Annotated in this window: 13 protein-coding genes; all 13 read left to right on the top strand. The window is 52.9% G+C overall.

Features of this window, described 5'->3' with window-relative positions; genetic code table 11:
• The first annotated feature begins 31 nt into the window (after positions 1-31).
• Positions 32-1,519 (top strand): glycogen synthase GlgA, encoded by a 1,488-nt coding sequence (gene glgA / locus Q1K24_RS00890; RefSeq protein WP_300364702.1) that lies wholly within the window; start codon positions 32-34, stop codon positions 1,517-1,519.
• Between the two features lie 7 nt (positions 1,520-1,526).
• Positions 1,527-3,443, top strand: a complete 1,917-nt coding sequence (glgB, locus tag Q1K24_RS00885; RefSeq protein WP_300364701.1) for a 1,4-alpha-glucan branching protein GlgB — start codon at positions 1,527-1,529, stop codon at positions 3,441-3,443.
• A 12-nt stretch (positions 3,444-3,455) separates the two neighbouring features.
• Positions 3,456-5,114, top strand: coding sequence for a glucose-6-phosphate isomerase (gene pgi, locus Q1K24_RS00880; protein ID WP_300364700.1), 1,659 nt, complete (start codon positions 3,456-3,458; stop codon positions 5,112-5,114).
• A complete protein-coding gene (locus Q1K24_RS00875; RefSeq protein WP_300364699.1) occupies positions 5,111-5,530 on the top strand; it encodes a hypothetical protein in 420 nt (139 codons plus the stop codon). Before pgi ends, Q1K24_RS00875 begins: the two co-directional genes overlap by 4 nt.
• A 229-nt stretch (positions 5,531-5,759) precedes the next feature.
• Positions 5,760-7,526 (top strand): proton-conducting transporter membrane subunit, encoded by a 1,767-nt coding sequence (locus Q1K24_RS00870; protein ID WP_300364698.1) that lies wholly within the window; start codon positions 5,760-5,762, stop codon positions 7,524-7,526.
• The gene (locus Q1K24_RS00865) at positions 7,523-8,344 is read left to right on the top strand and encodes an NADH-quinone oxidoreductase subunit H (RefSeq protein ID WP_300364697.1); all 822 of its coding nucleotides are present in this window, start codon (positions 7,523-7,525) and stop codon (positions 8,342-8,344) included. Before Q1K24_RS00870 ends, Q1K24_RS00865 begins: the two co-directional genes overlap by 4 nt.
• Complete coding sequence (locus Q1K24_RS00860; protein WP_300364695.1) at positions 8,341-8,865, top strand: NADH-quinone oxidoreductase subunit B family protein; 525 nt, start codon at positions 8,341-8,343, stop codon at positions 8,863-8,865. Before Q1K24_RS00865 ends, Q1K24_RS00860 begins: the two co-directional genes overlap by 4 nt.
• Positions 8,862-9,224: an NADH-quinone oxidoreductase subunit C gene (locus Q1K24_RS00855; protein WP_300364693.1), complete on the top strand. Its 363-nt coding sequence runs from the start codon at positions 8,862-8,864 to the stop codon at positions 9,222-9,224. The genes Q1K24_RS00860 and Q1K24_RS00855 overlap by 4 nt, the downstream gene beginning before the upstream one ends.
• A complete protein-coding gene (locus Q1K24_RS00850; RefSeq protein WP_300364691.1) occupies positions 9,221-10,306 on the top strand; it encodes a nickel-dependent hydrogenase large subunit in 1,086 nt (361 codons plus the stop codon). The genes Q1K24_RS00855 and Q1K24_RS00850 overlap by 4 nt, the downstream gene beginning before the upstream one ends.
• 88 nt (positions 10,307-10,394) lie before the next feature.
• Positions 10,395-10,859, top strand: a complete 465-nt coding sequence (locus Q1K24_RS00845) for a 4Fe-4S dicluster domain-containing protein (RefSeq protein ID WP_300364689.1) — start codon at positions 10,395-10,397, stop codon at positions 10,857-10,859.
• 1 nt (position 10,860) lies between these two features.
• The gene (locus Q1K24_RS00840; RefSeq protein WP_300364687.1) at positions 10,861-13,296 is read left to right on the top strand and encodes a hydrogenase small subunit; all 2,436 of its coding nucleotides are present in this window, start codon (positions 10,861-10,863) and stop codon (positions 13,294-13,296) included.
• Positions 13,289-14,992 (top strand): nickel-dependent hydrogenase large subunit, encoded by a 1,704-nt coding sequence (locus tag Q1K24_RS00835; RefSeq protein ID WP_300364685.1) that lies wholly within the window; start codon positions 13,289-13,291, stop codon positions 14,990-14,992. The genes Q1K24_RS00840 and Q1K24_RS00835 overlap by 8 nt, the downstream gene beginning before the upstream one ends.
• 19 nt (positions 14,993-15,011) lie before the next feature.
• Positions 15,012-16,406, top strand: coding sequence for an NADP-specific glutamate dehydrogenase (gdhA, locus tag Q1K24_RS00830; RefSeq protein WP_300364683.1), 1,395 nt, complete (start codon positions 15,012-15,014; stop codon positions 16,404-16,406).
• Positions 16,407-16,596: the final 190 nt, after the last annotated feature.

Below are 16,596 nucleotides of genomic sequence, written 5' to 3'. Positions count from 1 at the left end.
CACCATTTACCCTTCAATGCAAGGAGATGATATGAATAAAGCGCTGAATATTCTTTTTACCGCATCGGAAGTTGTACCGTTTGCAAAAACCGGCGGATTGGCAGATGTGGCCGGTGCTCTTCCCAAAGCGCTGGCATCACTTGGACACAACGTCATTGTCGTAATGCCACGCTATTACAGTATCGACAAAGACAAACTCGAACATATCGTCGGGCCGCTCGGTGTGCCGATGGGTGCGATGGGGGAACTCTGGGCCGGTGTCTACAAGGATACGCTGCCAAACAGTGACGTTCCGATCTATTTCATCGACTATGAGCAGTTTTATGGCAGATCGGGTCTCTATGCCGATGAACAGGGTTTCAGCTATTCCGACAACGACAACCGGTTCGTTTTCCTGAGCAAAGCGGCATTCCAACTATGCAAAAAAATCGGATTCAAACCCGATATCATCCATGCCCACGACTGGCATACGGCGGCGCAGCCGGTTCTGAAAAACTCACGCTATGCGTTCGACGACTTTTTCAAAGAGAGCGCATCGGTATTGACCATTCACAATCTTCAGCATCAGGGGATCTTTTTCAAAGGTGTCATGGATGTGATGGAAGCCGGTTGGGAACATTTCAATCCCCATGAACTCGAATCGATGGACGGGGTGAATATTCTGAAGGGGGGTATCGCACATGCCGATGCCGTGACGACGGTGAGCCGCAAATATGCGCATGAAATCCAGACTCCGGAATTCGGCTTCGGACTCGAAGGGCATATCGGAGCGCACAGTTACAAACTCTACGGCATTCTCAACGGTGTCGATTATGACGAGTGGAGTCCTGCCATCGATCCCTTTATAGCCAGACGGTACGATCTGGACGATATGAGCGGCAAAGCGGTCTGTAAAGCGGACATGCAGGATCGATTCAACCTGCCGGTGTGGGACGATGTACCCCTTATCGGCTTCGTCGGACGTTTTGCGGAACAGAAAGGGATCGGTTTGATCGCCGGCGCGATCGAGGGGCTCTTGCATCTGAATGTTCAGATCGTCATGCTCGGAACGGGAGAAAAATGGGCCGAAGGGTTCTTCAGCGATATCGCAGGAAAGTATCCCGACCGTTTCGCCTGCTACATCGGCTACTCCAACGAGCTTGCCCATGTCATCGAAGCGGGCAGCGATCTCTTTTTGATGCCTTCGCTGTTCGAACCCTGCGGGCTGAATCAGATCTATTCGCTGCGTTACGGCACATTGCCGATCGTCCGGGCGACCGGCGGTCTGGACGATACGATTCAAAACTACGATCCTGCCACGAAAACGGGCAACGGCTTCAAATTCGAATGGGCGACCAACGACGCACTCTATCATACAGTCAAATGGGCGGCAGACACCTACCGCTACGAAAAAGATGCCTTCGCGATTATGCAGAGAACGGCGATGCAGGCAAGATTCGACTGGGAAAGTGCGGCGGAAAAATATGAGGATCTCTATTACCACACGCTCTACAGCAGACGCGTGAAAAATTACAAGTGAGGCTATTATGAACGCAATACACTATGACGTCACCCGATTCAGTGATATGGATATCTATCTTTTCAAAGAGGGAACACATGTCAAGCTCTACGACAAACTCGGCTCCCACAGGATGCAAAGAGATAAGATGGACGGAGTCTATTTCGCTGTCTGGGCGCCCAATGCCGCGATGGTGAGTGTCATCGGTGATTTCAACGGCTACGATGCTGCGGCGCATCCCTTGAAACTTCGTGAAGACGAATCGGGTATCTGGGAAGGGTTTATCGAAGATGTGGATGTAGGGCAGACCTACAAATATCATATCGTCTCGAAAATGGATGGACGCACATTCGAAAAAGCGGATCCGTATGCCAAATATGCCGAAAAACCACCGCATTCCGCTTCACGCGTCTGGGAGATCGACGATTACGAATGGAACGACGATGCCTGGATGGCGATGCGGAAAGAACGCAATGCCCACGACAAACCCATCTCCGTTTACGAGGTTCATCTGGGGTCGTGGCGAAAAATTGTGGAAGAGGGGAACCGATCGCTGACCTATATCGAATCGGCGCACGAACTCGCCCGTTATCTCACCGATATGAACTACACCCATGTCGAAATCATGCCGATTACCGAACACCCTTTCGAAGGCTCATGGGGATACCAGGTAACCGGCTATTTCGCCCCGACGGCACGGTATGGCACGCCGCAGGAATTCATGCAGTTCGTCGATATTCTGCATCAGCACGATATCGGCGTCATCATGGACTGGGTTCCATCGCATTTTGTCACCGATGGTCATGGCCTTATCAATTTCGACGGTACCTGTCTCTACGAGCATGTCGACCCGCGTCTCGGGTACCATCCGGAATGGAAGAGTGCCATATTCAACTATGGACGGAACGAAGTACGTGCTTTTCTGATTTCGAGTGCGATGTACTGGCTTGAAAAATACCATATCGACGGTATCCGTGTTGACGCGGTGGCGTCGATGCTCTATCTCGACTATGCGAGAGAAGAGGGTGAATGGATTCCCAACGAGTTCGGGGGCAATGAAAATCTCGATGCCATTGCGTTTTTGAAACAGCTCAACGAAACGGTCTACGGAGAGTATGAGGACATCGTCATGGTGGCGGAAGAGTCGACGGCCTACCCGATGGTGACAAGACCGGTCTATGTCGGTGGGCTCGGTTTTGGATTCAAATGGAATATGGGATGGATGCACGATACACTCAAATATTTCAAGCTCGATCCCATCTACCGCCAGCACCACCACCACCAGATCACCTTCAGCATGTGGTACGCTTTCGACGAAAACTTCGTTCTGCCGCTGAGCCACGACGAAGTGGTGCATATGAAGGGTTCTCTCATTCGCAAGATGCCGGGAGACGACAACCAGAAATATGCCAACCTGCGTGCACTCTTCGCCTATATGACGGCGCATCCCGGCAAAAAACTCCTTTTCATGGGAGGGGAGTTCGCACAGTGGTCCGAATGGAACTACGAGCAGAGTCTCGACTGGCACCTCCTGGAAAATCCGTGCCACCGCGGTATCCAGCGATTGGTGAGCGATCTCAATGCACTCTACAAAACCGAACGGGCGCTTCATCTCTACGACGAGAAGCATGCCGGTTTCGAGTGGATCGACGATACCGACTATCAGCACAATGTGCTCGCGTTTCTTCGAAAAAGCGACAGGGAAGAGGAGACGATTCTCGTAGTCTGCAACTTTGCCGATACCGTCTATCACAACTACCGGGTCGGTATGCCGATACCGGGTCGATGGAAAGAGATCTTCAATTCCCAGTACAAACATTACGAGGGGTGGGATATCACCAATCCGGAACCGATAGAGACGGAAGATATCGAATGTCACGGACGCAAACATTCGCTCACTCTCCAGCTGCCCCCGTTGGGTGTGAGCTATCTCAAACTGGTATAGGAGTCAGTGAGTATGCTGAAAAATATCGATCCGACCGGAACCGATACATGGAAGAGGCTGGGGAAACTCTACGAAGAGAAAAAGGGAAAACATCTGCGCGATATGTTCGCTGCAGATCCGCAACGGTTCGGGAAATTCTCGAGAACGCTTGACGACGAGATACTGCTCGACTTTTCGAAAAACCTGATCGACGGGGAGATCTTCGAAACGCTTCTCGATCTGGCCACCGAATGCGATGTGAAAGGGGCTGCGGACGCGATGTTCCGAGGCGAGAAGATCAATCGTACCGAAAACCGTGCCGTATTGCATACGGCGCTTCGAAACCGCGGCAACAGACCTGTCCTCGTCGATGGAGAGGATGTGATGCCGAACGTCAACGCCGTCTTGAACCAGATGGAAAAATTCTGTGCCAAAGTGCACAGCGGCGAGTGGAGAGGTTATACGGGCAAAGCGATCACGGATATCGTCAATATCGGCATCGGCGGCTCCGACCTGGGGCCGGTCATGGTTACGGAAGCCCTCAGAGCCTACAAACGCGACGATATCGAGCCCCATTTCGTCAGCAACGTCGACGGAACGCATATCGCCGAAACTCTCAAAAGAGTCGATCCGGAGACGACGCTTTTTCTGATCGCATCCAAAACCTTCACGACGCAGGAGACGATGACCAACGCCCATACGGCACGCGACTGGTTTCTGAAAGCGACCGGCGACGAAAAGGCGGTGGCGAAGCACTTCGTCGCGATGTCGACCAATGCGGAAGCCGTCAGAGAATTCGGCATCGATCTCGACAATATGTTTGAATTCTGGGACTGGGTCGGCGGGCGTTATTCACTCTGGTCCGCGATCGGTCTCTCGATCGCGTTGACGATCGGTTTTGATCGTTTCGTCGAACTGCTCGAAGGCGCCTACGAGATGGACAACCATTTCAGAAACACTCCGTATCGTGACAATCTGCCCGTCATTCTGGCACTCCTGGGTATCTGGTACAATAACTTTTTCGGTGCACAAAGTCATGCGCTCTTGCCGTATGACCAGTATATGCACCGCTTTCCGGCATATATGCAGCAGGGCGATATGGAATCGAATGGAAAATATGTGGACCGAAACGGAAACAAAGTCGAGTACCAGACCGGTCCTGTCATCTGGGGAGAAGCGGGCACCAATGGCCAGCATGCCTTTTATCAGCTGATACATCAGGGTACCAAACTGATTCCCTGCGATTTCATCGCACCTGCCGAATCGCTCAATCCGATTGGCGATCATCATAGAAAACTCCTCTCCAACTTTTTTGCACAGACCGAAGCGCTCGCTTTCGGAAAAACGAGGGAAGAGGTGGAGAGGGAGTTTCTGGAGACGGGAAAAACTCTAGAGGAGGTGGCTGACCTGATTCCACACAAAATTTTCGAGGGCAATCGTCCTACCAACTCCATACTGCTGAAAAAGATGACACCGAAAGTACTCGGAAAACTGATTGCAATGTATGAACACAAAATTTTCGTCCAGGGTGTTATCTGGAACATCTACAGTTTTGATCAATGGGGGGTGGAACTGGGTAAGCAGCTCGCAAAAAAGATCCTTCCGGAACTGGAGGGCGACGGAGTCGTAGAATCGCATGACAGCTCCACCAACGGCCTTGTCAACCAATACAAAAAATGGAGGAATGGATGAAAAGATTTTTGTTGCTGTGTATGATGTGCGGAGTGGTACTTTTCGCCACGACGGACGATATGGCAGAAAAAATCAGGATACAGAATCAGAACATCGTCAAAGCGGCAGCGGAAGAACTCGGCAAAGAGTTGCCGAAACGGGTGGATCCCTATACACAACTGGTGGGTATCGATGCCGACGGCGAGAAGCTGATCTATACGTTTGAAATTGCAGCAGGTCCAAAAAGCGATGAGCAGATCATCAAAGAGGGTGAAGAGAGAATGCGTCGGAATGTAACGGCCGGCATATGCAGCCGATCCCAGCGTTTTCTCAAGAGCGGTATCACCATCTCCTACCGTTATCTCTCTGCTGCGACGAAGCGAGAACTTTTCCGTTTCGATGTTTCCGAAAAAGATTGCCCGCTTCTGGCTGAATGAAACTTCAATTCGGATATGAAATTTGTAATAATATAACATTATACGATGAATAAAATATGATCATAATTAACCAAATATATACAAAACTCCGCATCTAATCAAACGTCTATAAGAATATTGTGTTACACTAAATACATCAGGCTACTCTGAATACCGTTGCAGTTTTGGAGCGGCCCTGGCTGCTGGATCATTAAGATGATTCTCAGATGGGCGCATGCAAGGAGTTGTCATGCCAGGTGCTATGTTACTTATTCTGTTACCGATTGTTGCGACACTGCTCCTGAGATGGTTCAGATCCGAAAAAATGCAATATATACTTCTTGCGACAACCGTCGTTTTGCTGTCTGCGACGGCGTTGAAGCTTTACTTCGGCAGTGCTGTTCTGACCTTCCATTTTCCCCATTGGCTCGAACTATTCATCGTAATTGCGGATCTGTTGCTGCTTCTCTATTTCCTGTGGCAGGGGCGACGGTTCGATCGGCGGATCATCACACTGCTGGCGGTCATACAGCTGCTGCTCTATGGCTGGGCAGAATCGGTTCTTCCCGAAGAGGGGGGTGCGGAAGTCGTCGTCGATGCTCTGTCGACTTTCATGTTTCTCATCATCAATATTGTTGGCGGAATCATCGTCGTTTACGCCGTGCGGTATATGAGCTACGAAGAGATCTCCGAAGAGAAGAAGCGGCTTTTCATCGCCTATCTGCTTCTCTTTCTTTCGGTTATGAACGCTGTCGTGGTAAGCAATTCACTGCTGCTCTTCTTCTTCCTTTTCGAGATGACGACACTGGCTTCCTATCTTCTCATCGGTTTCAGAGGCGACGAAACGGCACAGAAGAACGCACTCAAGGCACTCTGGATGAATCAGATCGGAGGTGTCGTCATTCTGCTCGGAACGCTCTGCGCCATTTACGGTTACGACACCACACGGTTCGATGCATTGACCGGGAGTGTCGGCGGCACCCTTCTGCTCTGTGTCTCGCTGGTAAGTATGGCGGCGCTGGTCAAAGGAGCGTCGATCCCCTTTGACGGCTGGCTGCTTGGTGCCATGGTGGCACCGACACCCGTCAGTGCCATCCTCCACTCGGCGACAATGGTGAAAATTGCCCCGTGGCTCATTCTGAAACTCTCTCCGGCTCTGGGAGGCACGGGTGTGGGTCTGCTGCTCTCGACATTCGGCGGCTTCGTATTTGTCGCCGCATCCTATCTGGCCCTTTCGCGTACCGTTTTCAAGGAGATCCTCGGCTACTCCACGATCGCACTGTTGGGACTTATGATGGCGCTGGCAGCCATTGGTACGCCCGAGACATCGATATTGACGATGGTGCTCATATTCTTTCACGCGCTCTCCAAAGCGATGCTCTTCATGACGGCGGGTGTGGTCGAAAAACTGCACCATCTCAAAGATATCGAGGATATGAAAGGATTGATTGAAACGGCACCGAAAAGTGCCCGTTTCATTCTGTTTGGATTCGTCTCGCTGACATTGCCGCCTTTTGGTCTTTTTATCGTCAAGCTGTTTGCCATCGAAGAGGTTTCTCACATGCTGCCGGACCATCCGGGGCTTTTCTTGCTGCTTCTCTCTATTCTGATCGGCAGCACACTGCTGGTGCTTCTCTATTTCAAAGTGACGGCGGCCATCCTCTCGCGGCCTTCGGACATCGTCGGTCTCGGGCATGAAGCGATGCCGTCCGGGTTTCTCCTGCCGCTTGCCATTCTCGCCGTTCTGGTCGTCTTCACGACAATCCGGCTGGCGGCCGTTCAGCAAGTGGCCGATCTTACACTCTTTTTCGTGCCCATCGCCATGCTCGTTCTGGCGCCACTGGCGTATCGTTGGATGGATCGTTTTGATCGTGTGAAATGCTATCACTGCGGCGAGAAGGAGTCGTTTGATGCAGCACTCTATTACTACGAACCGACTCCGAAAATACGGGTGGCTATCTATACGTTCTTCACACTTCTTTTCGTGTCGGTCGCGTTGACAGGAGCCCTCTCATGACAACCTGGTTCTGGATCGTGATGGCACCGGTGCTCGGCGGGCTGGTCTATGGCGGGGAAAGGGTGTTGCGTGCCCGTATGCAGCGACGTCAGGGGCCTCCGCTGCTGCAGCCTTTTTACGACATGTTCAAGTTGATGGATAAACGCACGCTCGTCATCCATTCCGCCCATGCATTGCTGGGTGTCGTACATTTTCTGGTTCTATGGATTACGGTGGGTGCCATCTTTTTTGGCTGGAATCTCCTCTATATTGTCTTTCTGCATCTTTTTGCGCTGATCGTGCTGGTTATCGCCGGTTACAGTGTCCGTTCGGTTTTTTCCCAGATCGGAGCGAACCGCGAACTCCTTGCGCTGGTGGCCTACGAACCGGTTTTGCTGCTTGTGACGGTCGGGTTTTATCTGTATGCGGGTAGTTTCTATATCGGTGACATTCTGCACCACAGCGGCTATCTGTCGCAGATGCCACTGCTCTTTCTGGCGCTGCTCGTCATTCTTCCCATCAAAGTGAAAAAGTCGCCGTTCGATGTGGTCGAAGGGCATCAGGAGATCGTCGGCGGCGTGGAAGTGGAGTACAGCGGTTTCTTCTTCGAGTTTCTCTATATGGCACGTTTTTTGGAGTATATCTTCATCTACAGTTTCGTATTCCTCTTTGGAGGAGCGGACTATTGGCTCGGGGCACTGCTGGTCATCGGTACGTTCATCCTGGTGAACCTCGTCGACAATGCCACCGCGCGAGTCCGTGCAGCCGATATGGTCAAAATCAGCTACCTGCTGGCACTGCTGCTGGCAGGCATCAACATCGTCTGGATGCTCACATGAAATGGTTGGCACAGTTCAGGAAAAAATCACCCTGGATTCTCCATTACAATGCCGGCAGCTGCAACGGTTGTGACATAGAGATACTCGCAGCGCTGAGTCCCCGATTCGATCTGGAGCGTTTCGGCATCGTCAATACGGGAAATCCGAAGCAGACGGACATTTTTCTGGTGACGGGTCCCGTAACGTTTCACTCCAGAGAGCGACTTGTGGAACTCTACAGTCAGATTCCCGAACCCAAAGTGGTCGTCGCTGTCGGAGCCTGTACCTCGACCGGCGGGGTCTTTCGTGGTATGTACAATGTTGAAGACGGCATCGATCGGTACATCCCGGTGGATGTTTATGTACCCGGGTGTGCCGCCTCGCCACAGCTCATTATCGACGGGATCGTGCAGGCGTTGTCGATACTTGAGAAGAAAAACAAAGCGATCGAAAAACCATTCCGGCTCTTCGGTGGGATAAAGAGGATCGGAAAAAAGATCAGCCGGTTGACAATGGCGAAACGTATTGGGGAGGAAAAATGAAAAAGATTGAAACGACTCTCGAAAGAGTGGTCAAAACGATCGAAGAGTTCTACGATCGGTACGAGTGGCACTTTCTGACTCTCAACGGGATAGACCTGGACGATGGGAAGATCGAGCTGCAGTGGATCTTTGCGAAATATGGTGCAAAGGATGAAACGGTTGTGTTTTACTGCATTACCGATTACGAAACAGAGGTACCCTCTATCGTGAAACTGATTCCCTCGGCCATCATGGGTGAGCGTGAGGTGGTGGATATGTTCGGTTTGACAATCGAAGGCATCGAAGGAAAGCTCTACCTGAGTGACGATTCGCTTAAAACCCCTCTGAAAACGATGGGATTGGGAGGGTGTGAAGTGTGAAAAAAGTGATCAATATACCGTTGGGTTCCCAGCATATCTCTCTGTTGGAGCCGGTCCGTTTTCAATTCAAGACCCATAACGAAAAAATTGTCGAGGTCGGAGCCGATGTCGGATTCGTCCATCGCGGAATAGAGCGGGCGTGTGTGACCCAGTTCGAATGGAAAAAACTCCCCTACGTGGTTGCCCGGGTATGCGGTCTGTGCGCCATCACCCATTCGCTTTCATTTACGCTCGCCGTCGAAAAGATGCTGGAGTTCGAAAGCACCCGGCGAATCGACTATCTGCGGATGCTGATGGTGGAACTCGATCGCATCCACTCCCATATGCTCTGCCTCTCCCATACAGCGGAAAATGCCGGTTTCGAAGCGATGTTCATGGAAGTGATGGCGGCACGGGAGCCGGTTATGGACCTGCAGGAGGCGATCAGCGGCAACCGGGTGCAGTTTGACTATATCGCCATCGGTGGTGTCCATCGCGATATTTCGCCCGAGACGGCGAAAGAGGTCGTGGCGACACTGGATGCGCTGAAACCGAAAATCGAACGACTGCTGGAAGAGTTTTCGAAAAACTGGTCCCTTTCACTGAAATACAGAGGTGTCGGGATGCTGACCTACGAGGAGGCGTGCATCTACAATACCCTCGGGCCGCTCGCCCGCGCTGCCGGGTTGCGGACGGACGTACGTCTGGAGAGTTCCGATCTGCCTTACGAAGAGGTCGGTTTCGAAGTGGTTCTCGAGAAGGGAGGCGATATCCACGCCCGCAATATGGTGCGGCTCTATGAGATTCTCAACAGCATCGAGATGTGCAAAAACATCGTGCAGAACCTGCCGGAGGGAGAGCATCTGCTGAAGATCAAAGGCAAACCCAAAGGTGAGGCGATCGTCCGACTCGAGGCACCGCGGGGGGAACTGATGTATCTGGTGCGTGGCAGCGGCAAGAATTTCCTGGACCGTGTACGTATCAAAACTCCGACTTTTTCCGGCATACCGGCGATGGTCGAAATTTTCAAAGGGAGCGAATACGCCGATGCACCGGCGATACTGGCATCGTTCGATCCCTGTATGTCGTGTACGGCAAAATAGATGCGTGAAGAGTGGAAAGTGAAGAGTGAAGAATTGAGAAAGGGTCGTTGCGGTTCGCTTTTATCGAATGGCAGAGAAGGAGATTTGGATGTTTAGATCACTGGCCAATGCCTGGAGCAATATGTTCAAACCACCCCATACGGTGAAATACCCTTTCGTTGGGGATGTGCAGGTGCCTTCCGACTATCGGGGACTCATTCTCTACGATGTGGAGCATTGCATCTTCTGTGACCGGTGTGAGAAGGCGTGCCCTCCAAAGGCGATCGTCTTCTACCAGCACGATGACGGGCACAAGGAGTACCGATACAACCCCTGGCTCTGTATCTATTGTGGGGAGTGTGTGCGGGCATGTCCAAAAGCGGACGAGGCATTGACCCACTCCTCCGAGAAGCCGAATCCCGCATCGAAGGCCGAGAACGTCAACGATGAGTGGTTTGTTTGGCAGACGGTTGCCCGAGAGAGCCGGGAACGTTATGCCGAGAAGAAAAAGGCCGAAAAAGCGGAAAAGAGAGCGGCCCGAAAAGGTGAGCCTGCCGGCCCGAAAGGAGATTGAGATGCGTATCGTCATCATTGGTGGGGGTATCGCGGGGGCACACGCCGCGAACACCATCATGGAGCGGGAAAAGGGGCACGAGGTAGTGATTCTCTCTGCCGAGAGGTATCCGCCCTACGACCGGATTCATCTCTGCCGGCTGGTCGACGGAAGCGCGGCGTTGGAAGATATTCTGCTCGAACTCCACCCCGATGTAAACGTGGAGCTGAATCAACGCGTTCTCTCCATCGAGCCGGAAGAGAAAAAGGTGGTGACCGAAAATGCCCTCTTCGGATACGACAAACTGATCATCGCGACCGGCTCGAAGCCGAAAACGCTTTTCGACATCGGTGGGATCGAAAACGCTGCGACCTTTCGGAGTGCCGATGACAGTTTCAAAATCGCGAAAGGCATCAAGGGGCGTAACGTCATCATCTCCGGCGTCGGTCCCATCGGCCTGGAACTTCTCGACACCCTGGTCAAAATGCCCGATCCGAAGAGGATGTTTCTTCTTTCACGCGGAGCGCATCTCTACGATCGTGCACTCAATCCGATGGCGGTGGCGTGGATATCGGAGATTTTTGAAGCCGATCCGCGTGTGACGATCTCCTATCACGACGAAATCGTCGAGAGAAAAATCGAGGGAAACCGCCTTGCGACGATCGTGACGAAGCATCATACCATCGACGATCCCTTCCTCATTTTCGGTGTCGGTATCACCCCCAACGTCGATTTTGCAAGAGGTGTTCTGGAGGTTGACAGGGGCATCCTTGTCGACGAGACGATGCGGACTTCCGATCCTGACATCTATGCGGTAGGGGAGGCGGCCCAGCTGCGAAGCGACGGTTTTGTCGCGGGTCGTGTCAGGGAAAGCACACAGGAAGCGGATGTGGCGGTCGCCAACATCCTGGGGATCGAATCGGAACGATTTGAACACGAGCCGGCCATCGACGGGCTGAAAGTGGGTGCCTTTCTCTTTACCGACGTTTCGTCGCCGAAATACGATCCCCGTGATCCGGAAAACGAAGATATCATCATCGAATCGAGAAAAGAGAAACGGGTCGATCAGTATATCGTCAACGACGACCGGCTGCGGCGCTTCATTGGACTCAACTCGAATGTCGATGTCATGGAGCTCAAACGGATCATGGAGAAGGACGAGCCGGTCGATCCCACTTTCTTCTACCATAGCCGGAAGGTGGGCGAGAGGGGACGGCTCGTCTGCAGCTGTACCGGTACGTACGAATTCGACCTCGTCGAACTCATCAAAGAGAACGCCGTCACCCGTTTCGCGGAACTCAAAGGGTTGACCGAGGCGGGGAGGGTCTGTGGGCGCTGCAAACAGGATATCGTCGATCTCATCGCGAAGACGCCGGTCGATCCCGAGGAGGCGGCGCGAATCCGGGCAGAGAAAGAGGCGGCCCGCGAGGCGGCCGAAATGGAAAAGATCAGGAAACGGATCGAAAAGTTCAACCGTCTCCATCCCAAAAACAGGATCACGACGGAGAATCTCGAAGAGGCGATCAAAGCGCTCGATATGAACCGTGAATACAATCGCTGGGTTTCGATGATCACGGCGAGTATGCGTCTGTCACCCCGGCATGAAGAGCTGGTCGATCAGGCGATCAGACAGCTCAACAAAATTCCGATCGTCTGGCTGGAACTGGCCGACTGTACCGGCAATTCCACGGCATTCATCAAAACGGCGCAGCCAAAGATCACCGACCTGATTCTCAACTATATCTCACTCGACTATCACGATCTTCTGATGGCGGCGGCGGGCGATCAGAGCGAACGTACACTCGATTCGATTGTTGAAAACGAGAAAGAGGGCTTCGTCCTGATCGTCGAAGGGGCGGTTCCGCTGGGAATGGAAGGAAAATATCTGCGAATCGGGCCGAAAGGAGAAACCGGGATTGAACTTCTGAAAAGAGTGGCCGGGAGTGCCGCAGCGGTTCTGGCGGTCGGCACCTGTGCCCTCGACGGTGGGGTCGTCGCGGCCGAACCCAACCCGACGGGTGCCGTCGGCGTATCGGAAGCGTTGGAACGCGACGATGTCATCCATCTGCCGGGTTGTCCCGTCAATCCCGCCAATGTCGTCGGGACACTGATCTATTACATCATGTTCGACGAGATCCCGGAACTCGACGAGAAGAGACGTCCGAAATGGGCCTACAGCTACCGTATCCACGACAACTGTGAACGTCGCGGCCATTACGATCTCGAGGAGTTTGTTCTGGAGTGGGGTGACGAGGGGGCGAAACAGGGATGGTGCCTCTTCAAAATGGGGTGCAAAGGTCCCTACGCCGACCTCAACTGCCCGCAGGTGAAATTCAACGAAGGGACGAGCTGGCCGGTTCAGGCTGGGCACGGTTGTATCGCATGCGGCGAAGGGAAAATTGCCTTTGATCTTTACGCCAACGAACGACCGCTGGAAGAGGAGGCCGAAAATGAGTAACGGACGTCTCAAAAAAATCGTGATCGATCCGATCACCCGCATCGAGGGACACTTGCGTATCGAAATCGAAATCGACGAGGAAAACGTAGTCAGGGAGGCCTGGGCATCGGGACAGCTTTTCCGCGGCATCGAAGTGATTCTGAAAGGACGCGACCCGAGAGATGTGGGGCTGATTGCCCAGCGTATCTGCGGTGTCTGCACCAATGTCCATTATCGTGCATCGATTGCGGCGGTTGAAGATGCCTACGGCATCGTACCGCCGCCCAATGCCGAAATCATACGCAATCTTGTCACGCTCTCACTTTTCGTGCAGGATCACATCATCCATTTCTACCATCTTCATTCACTCGACTATGTCGATATCGTCAGTGCACTCGAAGCGGATGTCGCCAAAGCGGAGGAGGTCGCGAAACGCTATCACTCCTATCCCTATCGATCGTCGGTCGGTCATTTTTCGTCATTGAAAGAGAAACTTGCATCTTTTGTCAAGGCGGGACGGCTGGGGCTTTTCGCCAATGGATACTGGGGACACGACGCCTACCGGTTGACTCCGGAGGAGAATCTCGTTCTCATAAACCACTATTTCGAAGCGCTGCGTGTCCAGAGGGTTTTGAGCAAAGCGGTCGCCATTTTCGCAGGCAAAACACCCCATCCGCAAAATCTGGTCGTCGGAGGTGTCACCAGTGTGGCCGATATGCTCAACCCCCAGCGGTTGAACGACTACATGTTCATCATGAAGGATACACGTGATTTCATCGAGCGCGCCTATATCCCCGATATGCAACTGCTCGTCGAAGCGTACAACCAGGAGATGAAAGAGGGAGTCGGACGCGGCAGCGGCAATTTCATGGCGGCCGGCGGATACCGACTCGCAAGCGGTACGGTACTGTTTGAAAATGGTGTCATTTATCGACACGATTTCGAACATATCGAATCCTTCGACGACGATCATATCACGGAAGAAGCGTCACGTTCATGGTATGAAGAGAATGGACCGACATCGCCCTACGACGAATCGACGGTACCGTTCTATACCGACCTTAACGACGACGGATCGCTCAAAACGGAAGGAAAATACAGCTGGGTCAAGGCCCCACGCTACAAGAATGAACCGATGGAAGTGGGCCCCGCTGCACGTATGATCATCGGTTATCTGAAAGATTCGACTATCATCAAGCCTGCGGTGGAGGCTTTCATGGAAGAGACGGGTATGGAACTTATCGATTTCTCTTCCACGATCGGCCGAAATGCCGCCCGTGCTGTCGAAGCGAAAATCTGCTGTGAAACCATTTTCGACTTCTGCAGCGATCTGATCGAAAACATCAAATACTACGATGAGGAGACCTGGACGAAATATGAGTTTGAGACACTCCCAAAATCGGCGCAGGGGCGGGGTATCCATGAAGTGCCGCGAGGTGTTCTGGCGCACTTCGTGAAAATCGAAGAGAGCAGAGTGTGTAACTACCAGGCCGTCGTGCCGACGACATGGAATGCGTCGCCCAAAGATGCGAAAGGGATCAGAGGCCCGTACGAAGAGTCGCTGATAGGTATACATCTTGCCGATCCGACGAAACCTCTGGAAGTCTTGCGAGTCGTGCATTCGTTCGACCCGTGCCTGGCGTGTGCCGTTCACATTGTCGATACGAAAGGGAGAAAAGTGTCGGAATACAGGGTCGCAACAGCCTGCAGCCTATAACATCAATCAAAGGAAACACATGAAACAAAACAGACTGGCCAGCGTCGATCAAAAAGATCTGGAACGCGCGAGAAAGTACATCAAAAGTTTGAGAAATCCGAACTGCAGAGAGGACGATGTCTTCTTTCAGGCAATGGAAGAGGTACTCCTCTCCATCGCACCACTCTACCTCTCCGATCCGAAATACAAAGAGAACGCCATCGTGCAACGGCTCGTCAAGCCGGACCGGATTTTCAAATTCAAAGTGGAATGGATGGACCGCAACAATCAGATACAGGTCAACACGGGCTATCGTGTGCAGTTCAACAACGCCCTGGGACCCTACAAAGGGGGGCTTCGGTTTCATCCCTCCGTCAACGAAGGGGTCCTGAAGTTTCTGGGGTTCGAGCAGATTCTGAAGAACGCTCTGACGGGTCTGCCCATCGGCGGCGGCAAAGGGGGCAGTGACTTCGATCCGAAAGGAAAGACAGATTTCGAGGTGATGAATTTTTGCTCCGCCTATATGCAGGAGCTGCACAAATACATCGGTCCGCGTATCGATGTACCTGCCGGCGATATCGGCGTGGGTGCCAGAGAGATCGGCTACCTCTTCGGCCAATACAAGAAGATCACCTCCAGTTACGAAGGGGTATTGACCGGGAAGCCTTTCTTTTTCGGGGGTTCGCTGATGCGTCCGGAGGCGACGGGGTACGGTGTCGTCTATTTCACCGAAAAGATGCTCGAAATCGAAGGAAAGAAACCGCTCGAAGGCAAAGTCTGTACCGTGAGCGGTTCGGGCAACGTGGCGCTGCACGCCATTGAAAAGCTCTATGCTCTGGGTGCCGTGCCCGTGACCTGTTCCGATTCGAAAGGGACGGTCTACGACCCGCGGGGGGTCGATCTCGACCTTCTGAAGGAGCTGAAGTTCGAGAAGAGAGTATCGCTTGAAGAGTACGCCGGGAAACACCCGGAATCGCAGTACATTCCGGTTTCGGAGTATCCGAAAGATGGCCATGCCGCCTGGCATATCCCCTGTTACGCCGCCTTCCCGTGCGCGACACAGAACGAGTTGTCGCTGGCCGACGCCAAAGCACTGGTCAAAAACGGCTGCGTGAGCGTCACGGAGGGGGCCAATATGCCATCCACGCCCGATGCGATCCACTATTTCCTTGAAAGCGGCATCTGTTTCGGACCCGCCAAAGCTGCCAATGCCGGTGGCGTGGCGGTCAGCGCGCTGGAGATGAGCCAGAACGCCCAGATGATGCGGTGGAGTTTCGAGAAGGTCGATGCGGAGCTCAAGGATATCATGGTCCATATCTGCACCAATGTCGCACAGACGGCCGACGAATACGGCGTGACGGGCAACTACGTCGACGGTGCCAACATCGCCGGCTTCAAACGGGTCGCCGATGCGATGATCGCCGAAGGTATCTGACCCTGTTTTTTACAAACTGACGTTACGCAAAACCATCTTTTGGCGTAACATCGGGTTACAGTCTGAAAGGAAAAAGGATGAAAGCCTATCGTCTCTTCGAGTGGGGAAAGCCGCCACGGCTGGTCGACGTTCCCCTGCCCGAACCGGGACCCGGCGAGGTGCGGATCAAGGTGGCCGGCAACGGCATCTG

This window comes from Hydrogenimonas sp. (genome assembly GCF_029932565.1).
In the GTDB taxonomy this organism is placed as follows: domain Bacteria; phylum Campylobacterota; class Campylobacteria; order Campylobacterales; family Hydrogenimonadaceae; genus Hydrogenimonas.
The sequence above is the reverse complement of the archived record's forward strand: the minus strand, read 5'-3'. Positions and strand labels throughout refer to the sequence as shown.

Coding starts and splice junctions, on each gene's coding strand:
- glgA (WP_300364702.1), top strand. CDS start 32: ATGAATAAAGCGCTGAATATTCTTTTTACCGCATCGGAAGTTGTACCG.
- glgB (WP_300364701.1), top strand. CDS start 1,527: ATGAACGCAATACACTATGACGTCACCCGATTCAGTGATATGGATATC.
- pgi (WP_300364700.1), top strand. CDS start 3,456: ATGCTGAAAAATATCGATCCGACCGGAACCGATACATGGAAGAGGCTG.
- Q1K24_RS00875 (WP_300364699.1), top strand. CDS start 5,111: ATGAAAAGATTTTTGTTGCTGTGTATGATGTGCGGAGTGGTACTTTTC.
- Q1K24_RS00870 (WP_300364698.1), top strand. CDS start 5,760: ATGCCAGGTGCTATGTTACTTATTCTGTTACCGATTGTTGCGACACTG.
- Q1K24_RS00865 (WP_300364697.1), top strand. CDS start 7,523: ATGACAACCTGGTTCTGGATCGTGATGGCACCGGTGCTCGGCGGGCTG.
- Q1K24_RS00860 (WP_300364695.1), top strand. CDS start 8,341: ATGAAATGGTTGGCACAGTTCAGGAAAAAATCACCCTGGATTCTCCAT.
- Q1K24_RS00855 (WP_300364693.1), top strand. CDS start 8,862: ATGAAAAAGATTGAAACGACTCTCGAAAGAGTGGTCAAAACGATCGAA.
- Q1K24_RS00845 (WP_300364689.1), top strand. CDS start 10,395: ATGTTTAGATCACTGGCCAATGCCTGGAGCAATATGTTCAAACCACCC.
- Q1K24_RS00840 (WP_300364687.1), top strand. CDS start 10,861: ATGCGTATCGTCATCATTGGTGGGGGTATCGCGGGGGCACACGCCGCG.
- Q1K24_RS00835 (WP_300364685.1), top strand. CDS start 13,289: ATGAGTAACGGACGTCTCAAAAAAATCGTGATCGATCCGATCACCCGC.
- gdhA (WP_300364683.1), top strand. CDS start 15,012: ATGAAACAAAACAGACTGGCCAGCGTCGATCAAAAAGATCTGGAACGC.